Origin of the sequence: Actinoplanes sp. NPDC023714 (assembly GCF_040639855.1) — a bacterium.
Lineage (GTDB): Bacteria > Actinomycetota > Actinomycetes > Mycobacteriales > Micromonosporaceae > Actinoplanes.
Genome location: NZ_JBFAAR010000002.1, coordinates 951,799 through 965,237, shown reverse-complemented (window position 1 = coordinate 965,237; position 13,439 = coordinate 951,799). Strand labels below are relative to the sequence as shown.

The window sequence follows — 13,439 nt, the reverse complement described above, 5'->3', positions numbered from 1 at the left end:
GTGGCCCGATCGACTACCGGCTTCTGTTCCGGTGCGCCGGCCGCGCTGCTCGTTCTCGACACCTCGTTGCGGATCGTCGAGGTCAGCGACGCCTATCTCGCCGCCACCATGCGGACCCGCGACGACGTGCTGGATATCCAGAAGTACGACATCCCGCAGCCCGGCGGCGGCTTCGAGACCGATACTGGGCGCCGGTCAACGCGCCGATCTTCGGCCCGGACGGCAGCCTCGACCTCGTCGCGCACCGGGTCGAGGACGTGACCGCGTACGTCCGCGCCCAGCGGACCGGCACCGAGGCTTTCGCCCGCGAGCTGCTCCGCGAACAGAACCAGACGCTGCGGGCCATCGCGAACATCCTCGACGTCGCGGTGCTCGGCTGCGACGGGACCGGCCGGCCGATCCTCTACCACCAGGCCGCCCGCGACCTGGTAGGTGACCGGCTGGAGGGCTGCGCCGCCGAACACCGGCCGGAGCGGCTGCACCTGCACCATCCGGACGGTCCGCCCCTCGACCCGGCGTACCAGCCCCTCGTCCGCGCCCTGCGCGGCGAGCCGGTCCGGGACGCCGAGGTGGTCACCCGGATGCCCGGGCAGCCGCGCCGCATCTCCTCACCAGCGCCCTGACCTGGGCCGCCGACGCCACGACGGTCACCCTCGACGTGCACGCCGAAGGCTCGGCCGCGGTCCTCGCGGTCACCGACACCGGTGCCGCCATCAAGCCGCACGAGCACGGCCACCTCTTCGACCTCTTCTTCCGCGGCGAGGCGGCCCGGCACACCGGCATCCCGGGCAACGGGCTCGGCCTGACCGCGGCCCGGGCCATCGTCGAACAACACGGCGGGACACTCACCGCCGGTGAGCCGGGCTCGTCCGCCGACGGCACCACGACCTTCACGGTCCGGTTGCCGGCCCGCCGCCCCGTCCCGTGAGGTTCATCGGGGGCGCGCACCATTTTCTCGGCCCTCCGCTGCGGGTGACCGGCAGCCTGCGGATGGCCGAGGACCACGTCGCGGGTGATCTGGCCGGGTTCCTCCTGGACCTGGTCGGCGGGAGCCGCAGAACGACGGATCGCCATGCGCGCCATTTCGGCGGCCGCCGGCTCGCGGGTCGCACACCGTGACGGCCCGGAACCACGGCCGCAGATGCTCACGCACCGTACCCTCCGTTCCATTCATCGCCGGAATGGCGGTGCTGCCACAGCCATTGTTCGTAACGGCGCGAACCCAACGTTCCCAGATATTCGGCGGTGATGGGGACGTAGGCGCGCTCGGCGGGATTGCCGTTGGCGACCAGCGGGTGCCGCAGCGCGGGATCGGTTTCCCATCGGTGGACGGCGTGCGTTATCCGCCATTCCTCGCCCTGGCCGGCCGGGACGGCTACCGCGTCGGCGGATTCCAGGGGGGCTAGCGCTGCGCTGCCTTTCGCGCCCGATACTCGCGGGCCTTCACGCGATTACCACATTCGGACATGCCGCACCAGGAACGCGTGGCGCCCCGGGAGCGGTCGATGAACAGGCGGGTGCAGGCTTCGCGGGAGCATTCGCGGACCGCGGGCGGGTTCTCGCCGTACATGTCACCCAATAACGTGATTGCGGCCCGCGCAATCTCGGTCGCTGCGGCGTCGAGGCCGCCGGCGCGCCGCGCGCCGCCGGCGGTGAGGGTGATGGCGGCGGGCGGTCCGGCGGCGGCTTCATTGAGGGTACGGAGGTCAGCGTCGTGGCCGGGGGCGCCCTCGATCGTCGCGTGGACCAGGCGATATGTGGATTCGCGCAGGTCGGTGAGCCGTCGCAGCTCCTCGTCGCCGGCCTCGGGCGGGGTGCTGAGCAGGCCTGCCTCGACCGCCCAGCGCGCGGCGTCGGCCGGGGTGAGCAGGCCCTCCTCGGGTGCGGTGCGCCGCCACTTCAGCGTGCCGAGCAGGTCGAGGGCGGGGTTGCCGCTGACGAAGACGAACTCCACGTCACCACCTTGACAGGTGACGGGCTCCTGCGGCAAGCTCGCCACACCGTCACCTGCTGAGGGGGTGACGGCTTGAGGAGGCAGCGTGATATCCAAGGACGACTATCTGTACTTCGCCGGCCGGGCGCTCGACGGCATGACCGGCATCGTCGCCGGCCTCGGTGACGAGCTGGCCAACACGCGGCCGCCGCTGCCCGGGGCCAACACGCCGTACGCGCTGCTCACGCACTGTCTCGGCGTGATCGAGTACTGGTCCGGCGCGCTCGTGGCCGGCCGGGCCGTGGAGCGCGACCGGGACGCCGAGTTCCGGGCGTCCGGGCCGGTCGGGCCGCTCGTCGCGCGGGCTTCCGCCGTACGGAATCGCCTTGCTCTCGATGTGCGCGACGCGGAGCCGGAAGCGGCGCTGCAAGCGCAACCACCGGGGTCGTTCCTCGGGCCGGACCGGGAGCTCGATCGCGGGGCGGCGCTGCTGCACGTCTTCGAGGAGCTGGCGCAGCACCATGGCCAGATGGAGATCATGCGCGATGTTCTGCGGGCGCGGGCATGACCGATTTCGAGGTGGACGTGACCCGGCTGCGCAGCGGGTACGGCGTGAAGTGGGGCGATCTCGACGAGGGCGTGCTCGGCGCGTGGGTGGCCGACATGGACTTCCCGGTGGCGCCCGCGATCCGGCGGCGGTTGCACGAGGCGACCGATTTCGGCTATCCGCACTGGCCCGGCGGCGATCCGGTCGTCGCCGCGTTCGAGGAGCGGATGGCGACCCGGCACGGCTGGCGCCCGTCGCCCGGCCGGACCCGGATCTTCACCGATCTCATCCAGATCCTGCAGGTCGTGATCGAGACGACGACGCGGCCGGGCGACGGGATCGCGGTGCACGTGCCGAACTACCCGCCGTTCCTGGCGAGCATCGAACGCGCCGGCCGCCGCGTCGTGGCGCTCGATCCGGACGGGCCGCTCGATCGTGCTCTGCTGGCGGACTGCCGGCTGTTGCTGCTGGTCAACCCGCACAACCCGACCGGCCGGGTGTTCTCGCGGGCCGAGCTGGAGGAGCTGGCCGGCGCGGCCGAGGAGTTCGATCTGACCGTATTGTCCGACGAGATCCACGCCGACCTGATCTACGCCGGCCGTCGTCACATCCCCTTCGCATCGATCGGCGACGACGCCGCCGGGCGTACGGTGACCGCGACCTCGGCCACGAAGGCCTTCAACATCGCCGGCCTGCGCTGCGCCGTCGCGCACATCGGGCCGTCCCGCCTGCGGGCCGTCCTGGACCGTTTCCCGCTGGACTATTTCGGACAGCCGAGCACGCTGGGCCGGGTCGCGACGGTGGCGGCCTGGACGGAGTGCGACCCGTGGCTCTCCGCATTGCTGGATCTGCTGGCGTCCAATCGCGAGCAGATCACGCGGTGGGCCGCGACACTGCCGTGGGATGCGGGCTACCGACCGCCGGATGCCACCTATCTGGCCTGGGTGAACTGCGCTCCGCTGGGTCCCGATCCTGCCGGTTTTCTGGAGAAGAAGGCAAGGGTACGGCTCAGCCGCGGCGCCGATTTCGGGGGTGGCTCGGCGTCGTTCGTGCGGATCAACTTCGCCACGAGCCCGGAGATGCTGACCGAGATCCTCGGGCGGATGTCGGCGCGGCTCTGACCGATCAGCGGCGCACCCGATAGCGCAGGTGCAGCACCCGGTCGCCCTGAACCACCTCGTCGGGGCCGTCCAGCAGGTGCTGCGCGTCGACCGAGCCGAAGTAGCGCTTGCCGGACCCGAGCACGACCGGCGCGACGTCCATCCGCACCTCGTCGATGAGGCCCGCGGCGAGCGCCTGGCCGCCGACGTCACCGGCGGCGAACTCGACGGTGCGGTCACCCGCGAGCTCCCGCGCCTTCACCACGGCCGCCTCGACGCCGTCGACGAAATGGAACGGCGCCCGGGGGTCCCAGCCCTCGGGCGCGCCCCGGTGACTCACCACGACCACGTGGTCGATCCCGCTCGGCGGCGTCCCGTCCCAGCCGTCGGTGATGTCGAAGGAACGGCGGCCGGCGATCGTCACCCCGATTTCGTCCCAATACGGCCGGACGTAGTCGAACGACGCCCGCGACACCTTCAGGACACCGCTGCCGTCCAGCGGCACGTCACCGCTGACCAGCCATTCGAAGAGGGGACCGGGATCGTCGTTCCCGGCCGCGATGAAACCGTCCACCGACACCGACGCGTTCATGACCACTTTCCCCACGGCATCCTCCTCTTTCGCGGCCCCCAGTCTGGTGCGGCGTGGCCCTGTCGCTCTTGTACGAAATCAATCGGCCGGCAGCGGCCAGCCGTCCAGGACGTGACCGGGATGGTCGCGCAGGAATCGCCGCCGGACCTCGGCGTACCGGGTCGGCGTGAGCCCGGTGAACTCCCGGAACTCGCGCACGAAATGGGCCTGGTCGAAGTAGCCCGCGCGAGCGGCGACCTCACCCCAGTCGATCGGCGCGACGACGTCGAGCGCCAGCACGGTGGAGCTGAAACGGTAGCCGCGCGCCAGCCGCTTCGGCGTGACCCCGACGACCGCCTTGAACCGCTTCGCCAGATACGTGCTGCTGGCCCGGGCCGCCATCCCGATGTCGCTGATCGGCACGGTCCCGCCGGTCGCCGCGACGGCCGTGCTCATCCGCCGGACCAGGTCGAGGCCGTCGATCACCCGCAGCCGTCGTGCCAGCTCCTCTTCGAGCAGACCCATCATTTCGTACGGTGTGTCCGCCGCGACCAGCCGGCGTCGCAGCGTGGCGACGGCGGGCCGTCCCCAGATCCGCTCCACCGTCGCGGGGCGGTCGCTCAACTCGGCCGCGGGCATCGGCAGGAACGGCGCGAGACCCCACGGCTTGAAGTGGACGCCCACCGACCGGGTCGGAACCGGGTAGCCGAACTCCCACGCGCGCGTGGGAGTGGCGACCACGCAGCCGTCGGCGAACTCCACGGCCTCCGCCTCGGCGCCCGCCCGGATGCGGAACGGCGCCCCGAGGTTGACGATGAGCAGGGGCGCGGGCGCCGCCGGCAGCAGCAGCCGGGAGTACGGCGGGACGCCCTCCAGGTAGTAGAGGTCGTCGATCAGCCCGTCCAGCGGAGGACCGGGCGCCCGGGACTCATACTTCACGCCGCCATCATCGCTCGTCCCGGAACCACCCCACGGCTTCGGCGTGCAGGTAGTCCTCCTCCTGCTCGGGAGGCCACCGATCGCGGAGCGCCTCCACCGTCTCCCCGGATGCGGGACCGGCGCCGGGGCAGGGCGGCGCGTGAAGACATCCCGGAAAACCCGCGCCGGCGAACGCCTGCGCCAGCTCGCTGAACCAGATCTTCCGGACTCCGGTCAGCTCGGGCAGGACCTCGAAAGACGAAGCGGGATGCACGGCGTCGACCATAGCCCTCGTTCCACCACGGGGAAGAGCCGCGCGTCTCGCGTGGGCTCCAGCGGTCGTCCATCGCCGCCAGGAATCGACGGTCGAAGTCCTCGACCGCGGCGAAGAACTCGGTCGCCGACACCGTGACGTCCAGTCGTGGCGGCCCGTCGAACGTGTCCCGCACCTTCGACCGCTTGCCCACGAGTCCGGCGCTGATCGGGCCAGGTCCAGGAGGGAGCCGTCGGTGTGCGGCGGCGCCTCCCCGGTGCCGGCGCACGGGACAGCCGGTCACCCGGCGGAGGGCCCGGTGCAGGAGCGGGCTCGCCGCGCGTCGCCTGGGCGTCCGCGCCGTGGTTCAGCGACGCGCGGTTCGTCGGCGCTCTGACAGCTGCCGGGCTCGCCGACGCCTCGCTGAACATCACCGACTACGGTTCCGACCTGGACAGCGACGAGGTGCGGGAGCATCTGCGGCCGTGGTTCCGGGCCATCGCGGTGGTGTGCGACCGCGAGCCTGCGGCCGCCGACATGGCGCGCATGGCGATCCTGTTGCGCTTCTGCGGGCGTACGGATGAATCGCTGGCCCTCTGTGAGCGTGCCGATTCGATCGAGCGCGTCATGCTCACCGAGGTCGTCCGTGCCGGGACGTGGCGCCGGCTCGGCGACAGGCAGGAGACCGCCGCCGCGTTCCGCCGGGCGTTGCGACTCGACCCCGCCAACTGGTCGCTCTACCTGGATCTGGCCGATCTCGCCGCGGAGGACGGTGGCTTCCCCGCCGCCGCCGACCTGGTGGGCCGGGGGCTGGCGCAGGCACGATCTCCCACCGGATCGGGTGGCGGCAGCCCGTCGGCTCCACACCGCGAACCGACGCTGCCGGGCTGATGCGCCCGTCAGCGCTCGGCGCGGCACGGACGCGGTGGGGTCGCCGATCACACCGGCTGGGGGACCACCACTAGCCTGTCCGGGTGTCCCTGACTGCCGAAGCCTTCCTCGACCGGCACCGCCCCGCGCGGCGCCGGCCGGCCCGCACCCACCCGAAGCCCGCGTGACGGCGCCGGCACGGACCGTCCCGGCTCTCGTGGTGCTCGGGAGCCTCATCGCGGTGGCCGGGTGCGGGATCCTGAAGGACTCCGGAGAGGAGGCCCGGGAGATCGCCGTCGAGGCGGCTCGGCACGTGCTGGAGGAGAACCGGGACAGCCTCACCGCGGTCCTGCGCCAGGAGGGGCGGGACGACCAGCGGTTGCGTGCCGCCGCCGAGGAGGCCCTGACCGGTTCCGGCGACTGGTACGCGCTGATCGGCGTCACCACGGCGGCCCGGCAGGTGGAGGCTCGGATGGTCTTCTACGGCCGGGGGGAGGCGGGCGGTGGAGGCACCTACAAGGACTACATCGTGGCACTGTGCGCGACGATCTCCGGGACGGCCGGTCCCGGGGCGGAGGCACGCGCCGGCGACCTCACCTGCCCCGGGACGCTGCCCTCGTCGCGGCGGTTCAGCAGCGTGAACGAGATCGTGACGCTCGGTGATGACTGACGACCTGCCGCCGGCGATGAACGATCGCGGCTCCGAATCCGTATCCCGGGGCGTGAAACACCTGGTTGCGGCCCGTCGCGGCGTCCATCTCCTGCTCGCGGTCGTCGCCGGCGTGCTGATCACCCTGCTGCCGGCCGCGCCGGCCAGTGCGCACGCGGTGCTGTCGCAGGCCAGCCCCCAGCAGGGCGCGGTGCTGCGGGAGGCGCCCGCCACGATCACGCTGGTGTTCAGCGAGCGGGTGCAGGTGATCCCCGGCCGGACCAAGGTGTTCGGGCCGGACGGCAAGAGGATCAACGACGGCGACGCGGTGCAGGGTGAGCGGGGGCTGAGCATCGCCATCCGTACGCCGGACCGGCCGCTCGGCACCTACCTGGTCAGCTACCGGATCATCTCGGCGGACAGTCACCCGGTGTCCGGGGCGTACACGTTCAGTGTCGGCGCGCCGTCGAACGGGCCGCCGCCCGACCTCAACGACGGCGTCGACCCGGTGGTGACGGCGGCGGTGCCGGCCGCCAAGTACGTGGGCTATCTCGGACTCGTGCTGGCCGCCGGCCCCGTACTCATGCTGGCTCTCTGGTATCCGGGCCGGCTCGGTCGAAGCGGGCTGCTCACGATGGCCTGGACCGGGTTCGGGCTGATCGGCGCGAGCACCCTGGCGGCGCTGTGGCTGCAGGCGCCGCAGTCGTCCGGGGCCGGGGTCCTCGAGGTGTCCGGCGGTGAACTCGCCGACGTGCTGACCAGCGGATTCGGTCTCGCGCTGATCGCCCGGCTGGCGATCGTGGCGGTCCTCGCGGCGCTGGTGAGCGGGGTGCGGCGACGGGCCGGCCGAACAACGAAGAGACGGGCCGGCCGGGTGCGGTCCTGGACCCTCGGCCTGCTCGCCCTCGCCGGCATGCTGACCTGGCCGCTGACCGGGCACCCGGCCGCGTCACCGCAGTCCGCGATCCTGGTGACCGCCGACCTCGTGCACATCGCCGCCATGGCGTTCTGGCTGGGCGGTCTCACCGTGCTCGCCGTGTTCCTGCTGCGCCGCGCCGAGGCCCGGGAGCTGCGCGTCATCCTGCCGTCCTGGTCGCGGTGGGCGGCGATCAGCGTCTACTGGCTGGTCGCGGCGGGCCTGCTCCAGGCCGTGGTGCAGACGGGTACGGTCGACGCCCTGTTCACGACGGACTACGGCAGGCTGCTGCTGATCAAAACCGGTCTGGTGATCGCGGTGCTGGCCGTCGCGGCGGTGTCCCGGCTGCTGGTCAGGCGGGCCACCACGACGAGGTTGCGCACCGCCGTGGTCGCCGAGGTGGTCATCGCCGTCGTGGTGCTGGCCGTCAGCGCCGTGCTGGTGCAGACCAACCCGGCCCGGACCGTCGACGTGGAGGCCGCGGCGGCCGCGAAGGCCAAGGGGTTCGTCACGACGCTGAACAGCCCGATCTACGCGGTCCAGTTCGAGATCTTCCCGGCCGAGGTGGGCGAGTACAACACGCTGCACGCGTTCGCCTACACACCGGAGGGCAAGCCGCTGAACGTCGTCGAGTGGAGGGTCACGGCGGCCCTGCCGGAACGGGGCATCGAGCCGATCGAGAACGAGGTCGGATCCCTGCTCGGCAATCAGGGCCTCGGCAACGTCGTCTTCCCGTACCCGGGCACCTGGCATTTGAATTTGACCCTGCGCATCTCCGACATCGACCAGGCGACAGTGACCACGACGGTGGAGGTGAAATAGGGCGTGGCACCATAGCGAGGTGTTCGCGAACCCCGTTCTCCGGCTGCTCATCGGCCGTCTGGCGATCTTCATGGCCGCCCTCGGCATCCTGACCCTGCTGCCGTTCGACCTCGATCCGCTGCTGCGGTTCGTCATCGCGTTCTTCGTCAGCATGATCCTGTCGGTGTTCCTGCTGAAGCGGACGCGCGAGCAGGTCGGCGAGCAGGTGGTGACGTCGGTGGAGAAGCGCCAGGCGAAGAAGGCGGCCCGGAAAAGCTGAGGCTGCGAAGCGCCAGGCGAAGAAGGCGGCCCGGAAGGGCTGATCAGGTGTGCGTCGGGTGCTCATGGCCGGCGTGACCCACCGGCTCCAGCTGGAACGTGGAGTGCTCGACGTCGAAGTGCCCGGCCAGGCAGGCCTGCATCGCGTCGAGGAGCTGCGGTGCGTGGCCGTCGTGGAAGCAGGAGTCGTCGACGACCACGTGCGCGGTCAGCACCGGCAGCCCCGACGTCACGGTGAGGACGTGCAGGTCGTGCACGCCCACGACGTGGTCGAGTCCGGTGATGTGGTTCCGGATGGCGTCCAGGTCGACGTCGTGGGGGGCCGCTTCGAGCAGGATGTTCGCGGCGTCGCGCAGCAGCCGGACCGCCCGCGGCGCGATGATCAGGCCGATCAGGACGGACACCACGGCGTCGGCGCGGGTGTACCCGGTCAGCGCGATGACCGCCGCGGCGGCGAGGACGCCGAGTGAGGTGACCGTGTCCGTGGCGACCTCGAGGAACGCGCCGCGCATGTTGAGGCTGGCCTTCCGGGCGCGGTAGAGCAGCGCCACCCCGGCCAGGTTGCCGAGCAGGCCGATCAGACCGAAGAGGGCCATGCCGCCGGGCGCCACCTCGGCCGGCTCGATCAGGCGGCGGACGCCCTCGACGAAGACGTAGACGCCCATCCCGGCCAGCACCAGGCCGTTGATCGCGGCGGCCAGGATCTCGGCGCGGGCCCAGCCGAACGTGTGCTTGCCGGAGGCGGGGCGGGCCGCCAGCAGGGTGGCGCCGAGGGCGAGGGCGACCCCACCGGCGTCGGCGAGGACGTGGCCGGCGTCGGCGAGCAGGGCGAGGCTGCCGGTGATCAGGGCGCCGGCCACCTCGATCGCGAACACGGCCAGGGAGATCCCGAGGGCGCCGATGAGCACGCCGCGGTGCCGGCCGGTGGCGGTGGCGTGGCCGCCGTGGTCGTGTCCGTGTCCCATGCGCCGTTTCTCCCATGCTCATATGCGCATCAGCGCATGCTTCGCGTCGAGCATAGCGCAGCCGTCAACGCGCCGGCGGCGGGAGAAGCCCAGGATCAAGAGCACGAGCATGGGTACGGCGGAAGCGCGATCGCTACCCGATCATTTCCCGGACCGCAGGGGACGGCGCCACGCCGGGTGATGGGTCTTCGGCACGGCGACCGACGGCAGGGTCAGCACGAACGTGGCCCCGCGCGGCTGATGCGGCACGTAGCCGACCGCCAGCCCGCTCGCGACGGCCAGCTGCCGCACCAGGTAGAGGCCGAGCCCGGTGCCGGTCTTCGTCAGCGCCACCCCGGAGTCGGCGCGGGCGAACCTGTCGAACAGGTGCGGGACGAACGCGGCCGGCACCCCCTCGCCGTGGTCGGTGACCTGCACGATCACCTCGGCCGGGCTGCCGGTCACGGTGATCAGCAGGGGCGGGTTGCCGTACTTCACCGCGTTGCCGATCAGGTTGCCGAGGATGAGCCGCAGGAACGCCGGGTCGGCCAGCGCGATCGCGTCCGGCTCGGCGGTGACGGTCACCGGGTATCCGGTGTCGAACCCGAACGCGTCGACCACCTCCCGGACGACCCGGGCCACGTCGACGCGCTCCGGGCGGGCCACCACCGCGCCGGCGTCGAGCTGGGCCAGCGTGAGCACCTCGCCGAGCAGCACGTCGGCGCGCTGCCCGCCGGCGCTGATCCTTCGTACCGACAGCTGCTTCTCGTTCTCGTCCAGCTCGGCCCATTCCTCGAGCAGCGACTCGGCGTGCAGCACGACCGTGCTGAGCGGCTGGCGCACGTCGTGCCCCAGCATCGCCACGAAATCGGTCATCTGGCTGTTCGCGCGCTGCAGCTCACGGCTCGTCCGGCGAACCCGGCCGACCGCGCCGACGACGAGCAGGCCGATCACCGCCGCCGCGCCGACCGCGAGCCGGATGCCCAGCTCGGTGGCGGCCACCGGCGCGTACAGATGTTGCTCGGAAATGCTGCTGGAGAGCATCCACGGCGTGCCGGAGACCGGGGTCGTGGAGTGCCGCCACCACGCGCCGTCGCGCCGGAATCGGCCGGGCCCGTCATCCCCGGCCCGCGCCGGCTCGCCCCGGTGGTTCATCGCGACGACCGCTCCCGCCCGGTCGAACAGGGTCAGCAGGGCGTCGCCGGGGGAGACCGAGGCGGAGAGGTACGCCGACAGCGGGCTGTTGCTGACCTCGATCGACACCGCGAAGACGCGCAGCCCGGTCGCCGCGGTGTACGGCACCGCGAAGTTGATGACCGAGATCCCGCCGGCCACCGACGGCAGCACCGTGGAGATCGTCGGCCGTCCGGTGCGCACCGCGCTCTCCAGGTGCGGATAGCGCCCGGTCAGATCCCGGCCGGCCGGCACCGATCCGCCGGGGAAGACGCGCATCACGTCGCCCCGGCCGTCCAGCAGCGCCGCGGCCGGGAACCCGAGCCCGGCCACCACCCGGTCGAAGTCCTCCTGGTCGATGTCAGCCCCGCTCAGCAGCGCGTCCGCCTGCCGCCGCTGCCGTTCCACGAGATTGCCGACGTACGCCGACACGAACCCGCCGACCAGCGCCTGCCGCCGCTCGAACCGCTGGACCAGCCCCTCGTGGTTCGCGTGCTCCAGCACGGCCACCCCGCCCACCGCGGCCGCGCTCAGCCCGAGCCACACGGCCAGCGGCAGGGCGACCAGCCGCCGGCCGCGCCAGCCCAGAAGCCGCGCAAGCCGCATATCGGACAGGCTAGCCGTCCGCCCCCGCCGTCGCCGCTGCGCCGCCGCGATTCCTCGCGGAGGGTCAGTTCTGGAGGGCGGGCCATGCCGCTTCCGGATGACAGCGGGCCGGGCAGGCCATGACGTAGAGCTCGTTGCCCAGGAAGAGCTGGACCTGGTCGTTCCGGTCGCGCATCGGCCACAGGTCGAAGCCGTAGTTCTCCGGGACCTGGCAGAGGAAGACCATGTCGGTGCCGCAGGCGCAGCGGTAGTGCTCGGGGGACTGGGCCCAGGACGGCACTCCGCCCAGCTTGAAGCCGGGCAGGCCGCGGCCCGTGTCGTCGACCGTCTCCTCGGCGGGGTGCAGGACGAGGCGGCGCGCTTCCAGCAGCGGCTCCGGGCCGGGAGAAGGGGTGCCGCCGGAGCGGAAGAGGAGGCGCCAGAACGGGCCCTCGTACGGCTCGGTGACCTCGTCCCAGTAGCGGTCCGGCAGCTGCGGCGGGCCGAACGTCACGTCGTCGTGGACCGGGCACTGGAACACCAGCAGCTGGTCGCCGCCGAACGCCGGAACGCCGACCTGGAAGAAGAAGGCCATCGGCTTGCCGCAGAAGCAGGCCGGCCACGGCTCGCCGGCCGCGAGCAGCGGCCATCCGCCGATGGTGTCGCGGTCGCCGGCCACGGCGGGCTCGGCCGATATCTCGATCGTGTGGATCCCGGGCATCGCCCCACGGTAAAGGATCAAGGAAAGGGCCGGGGCGGGGCCGTGGACTCGCGGACCACCAGGCTCGGCGGATCGAGGCGGACCGGGGCGGCGCCGTCGACCAGGGCGGTGACGCACGCCCGGCCCAGGGCCACGAAGTCCATCCGTACCGTGGTGAGGGCCGGCGTCCAGTAGGCCGCCCCCGGCACGTCGTCGAAGCCCACGATGCTGACGTCGCCGGGCACGTCACGGCCGGCCTCGTGCAGGGCCCGGCGGACGGCGAGGGCCGTGTCGTCGTTGCCGCAGAGGATCGCGGTCACCGCGGGGTCGCGGGCCAATGCCCGGCCGGCGCGGTGGGCGCTCGCCAGATCCCAGCCGGCCGGCACCACCTCGGGCACCTCGGCACCGGCCCGCTCGAGTGCCTGCCGCCAGCCCGACTGGCGGGCGCTGTCCCGCACCTCGGACGGGATCGCCACGTGGTGGACGGTGCGGTGGCCGAGGCCGAGCAGGTGCCGGGTCGCGTCGGCGGCGGCCTCCCGCTCGTCCAGGAAGATCATCGGGCGGGCGACGCCAGGAAGGCCGCCGGCCTCGGTCGCGGCCACCGTCGGTACGCCGTCGGGCATGGCGCGCAGCACTCCGGAGCCGGCCCGGTCGAACGCCACCACGACGACGTTGCCGCAGCTCGGGTCGGTCACGTACTCGACGGCGTTGCGCACGTCGCCGTCCGCCTCGGACTCGACGACCCGGACGCCGACCGTGAGCCCCAGCAGGCGCCCGGCCTCCTCGACGCCCTGGAGCACGCCGGCATAGCCGTACAGGGTGGTGTTGGCGGTGACCACCGTGACCGCGCCGGCGCGGCCGCTGCCGAGGGCGCGCGCCGCCCGGTTCGGCCGGTACTGCAGGCGCTCCATGGCGTCGAGCACGATCTGCCGGGTGTCGGGGCGGACGTTCGGCGAGTTGTTCAGCACCCGCGACACGGTCTGGTAGGAGACGCCGGCGGCAGCAGCCACGTCCCGGATCTGCGGCGCCGCCCGCTTCATAGTGCCCCCGCCCCGTCGATGAGAACGAGTCCACCCTAATGCGTCGCCGGAAGGCGCCCGGCGACGCCGACCCACGTAACAAGTCCGTAACGCGACCTTCCCTCCCGCGCGTGTGACCGGTCACACTCGACCCCATCCACCGCTCGTGTGACCGGTCACA

General features: G+C 72.3%; 17 protein-coding genes and 1 pseudogene. 9 read left to right on the top strand and 9 right to left on the bottom strand.

Annotated features, from left to right (window positions below):
• The 3 genes from AB0G10_RS12550 to AB0G10_RS12540 are packed head-to-tail and all read left to right on the top strand — an operon-like array spanning position 1 to position 928.
• Positions 1-261, top strand: coding sequence for a hypothetical protein (locus tag AB0G10_RS12550; RefSeq protein ID WP_360919195.1), 261 nt, complete (start codon positions 1-3; stop codon positions 259-261).
• On the top strand, positions 258-623 hold the full coding sequence (locus AB0G10_RS12545) for a hypothetical protein (protein WP_360919193.1): 366 nt from the start codon (positions 258-260) through the stop codon (positions 621-623). Before AB0G10_RS12550 ends, AB0G10_RS12545 begins: the two co-directional genes overlap by 4 nt.
• Before the next feature lie 35 nt (positions 624-658).
• Positions 659-928, top strand: coding sequence for a sensor histidine kinase (locus AB0G10_RS12540; RefSeq protein WP_360919191.1), 270 nt, complete (start codon positions 659-661; stop codon positions 926-928).
• A 474-nt stretch (positions 929-1,402) separates the two neighbouring features.
• Here AB0G10_RS12540 and AB0G10_RS12535 read toward each other — a convergent pair whose 3' ends face one another.
• Positions 1,403-1,954, bottom strand: a complete 552-nt coding sequence (locus AB0G10_RS12535) for an ABATE domain-containing protein (protein ID WP_360919189.1) — start codon at positions 1,952-1,954, stop codon at positions 1,403-1,405.
• An 85-nt stretch (positions 1,955-2,039) separates the two neighbouring features.
• On the opposite strand from AB0G10_RS12535, the gene AB0G10_RS12530 reads away from it, so the two are divergent.
• Positions 2,040-2,501 (top strand): DinB family protein, encoded by a 462-nt coding sequence (locus AB0G10_RS12530; protein ID WP_360919187.1) that lies wholly within the window; start codon positions 2,040-2,042, stop codon positions 2,499-2,501.
• Positions 2,498-3,601: an aminotransferase class I/II-fold pyridoxal phosphate-dependent enzyme gene (locus AB0G10_RS12525; RefSeq protein WP_360919185.1), complete on the top strand. Its 1,104-nt coding sequence runs from the start codon at positions 2,498-2,500 to the stop codon at positions 3,599-3,601. The genes AB0G10_RS12530 and AB0G10_RS12525 overlap by 4 nt, the downstream gene beginning before the upstream one ends.
• Before the next feature lie 4 nt (positions 3,602-3,605).
• Here AB0G10_RS12525 and AB0G10_RS12520 read toward each other — a convergent pair whose 3' ends face one another.
• The 4 genes and pseudogenes from AB0G10_RS12520 to AB0G10_RS12505 form a co-directional block, all read right to left on the bottom strand.
• Positions 3,606-4,187 (bottom strand): dihydrofolate reductase family protein, encoded by a 582-nt coding sequence (locus AB0G10_RS12520; RefSeq protein WP_360919183.1) that lies wholly within the window; start codon positions 4,185-4,187, stop codon positions 3,606-3,608.
• Positions 4,188-4,250: 63 nt separating this feature from the next.
• Complete coding sequence (locus AB0G10_RS12515; protein ID WP_360919181.1) at positions 4,251-5,090, bottom strand: helix-turn-helix domain-containing protein; 840 nt, start codon at positions 5,088-5,090, stop codon at positions 4,251-4,253.
• Positions 5,091-5,097: 7 nt separating this feature from the next.
• A complete protein-coding gene (locus AB0G10_RS12510) occupies positions 5,098-5,343 on the bottom strand; it encodes a hypothetical protein (RefSeq protein WP_360920768.1) in 246 nt (81 codons plus the stop codon).
• A gap of 49 nt (positions 5,344-5,392) precedes the next feature.
• Positions 5,393-5,518, bottom strand: a pseudogene (locus AB0G10_RS12505) (DUF5984 family protein); the annotation flags it as partial.
• 62 nt (positions 5,519-5,580) lie between these two features.
• Between AB0G10_RS12505 and AB0G10_RS12500 the strand changes: the two are divergent.
• The 4 genes from AB0G10_RS12500 (at position 5,581) to AB0G10_RS12485 (ending at position 8,838) form a co-directional block, all read left to right on the top strand.
• Positions 5,581-6,213: a tetratricopeptide repeat protein gene (locus AB0G10_RS12500; RefSeq protein ID WP_360919179.1), complete on the top strand. Its 633-nt coding sequence runs from the start codon at positions 5,581-5,583 to the stop codon at positions 6,211-6,213.
• 163 nt (positions 6,214-6,376) lie between these two features.
• Entirely contained in the window at positions 6,377-6,862 is a 486-nt protein-coding gene (locus AB0G10_RS12495) for a hypothetical protein (protein ID WP_360919177.1), read from the top strand.
• Complete coding sequence (locus tag AB0G10_RS12490; RefSeq protein WP_360920729.1) at positions 6,855-8,579, top strand: copper resistance protein CopC; 1,725 nt, start codon at positions 6,855-6,857, stop codon at positions 8,577-8,579. The genes AB0G10_RS12495 and AB0G10_RS12490 overlap by 8 nt, the downstream gene beginning before the upstream one ends.
• Before the next feature lie 19 nt (positions 8,580-8,598).
• On the top strand, positions 8,599-8,838 hold the full coding sequence (locus AB0G10_RS12485; RefSeq protein WP_360919175.1) for a DUF4229 domain-containing protein: 240 nt from the start codon (positions 8,599-8,601) through the stop codon (positions 8,836-8,838).
• A gap of 43 nt (positions 8,839-8,881) precedes the next feature.
• Here AB0G10_RS12485 and AB0G10_RS12480 read toward each other — a convergent pair whose 3' ends face one another.
• From AB0G10_RS12480 to AB0G10_RS12465, 4 genes are all read right to left on the bottom strand, one after another.
• On the bottom strand, positions 8,882-9,802 hold the full coding sequence (locus tag AB0G10_RS12480; protein ID WP_360919173.1) for a cation diffusion facilitator family transporter: 921 nt from the start codon (positions 9,800-9,802) through the stop codon (positions 8,882-8,884).
• Between the two features lie 141 nt (positions 9,803-9,943).
• Positions 9,944-11,560, bottom strand: a complete 1,617-nt coding sequence (locus AB0G10_RS12475) for an ATP-binding protein (RefSeq protein WP_360919171.1) — start codon at positions 11,558-11,560, stop codon at positions 9,944-9,946.
• A 64-nt stretch (positions 11,561-11,624) separates the two neighbouring features.
• Positions 11,625-12,260: a hypothetical protein gene (locus tag AB0G10_RS12470; RefSeq protein ID WP_360919169.1), complete on the bottom strand. Its 636-nt coding sequence runs from the start codon at positions 12,258-12,260 to the stop codon at positions 11,625-11,627.
• Positions 12,261-12,277: 17 nt separating this feature from the next.
• Complete coding sequence (locus AB0G10_RS12465; RefSeq protein WP_360919168.1) at positions 12,278-13,279, bottom strand: LacI family DNA-binding transcriptional regulator; 1,002 nt, start codon at positions 13,277-13,279, stop codon at positions 12,278-12,280.
• Positions 13,280-13,439: the final 160 nt, after the last annotated feature.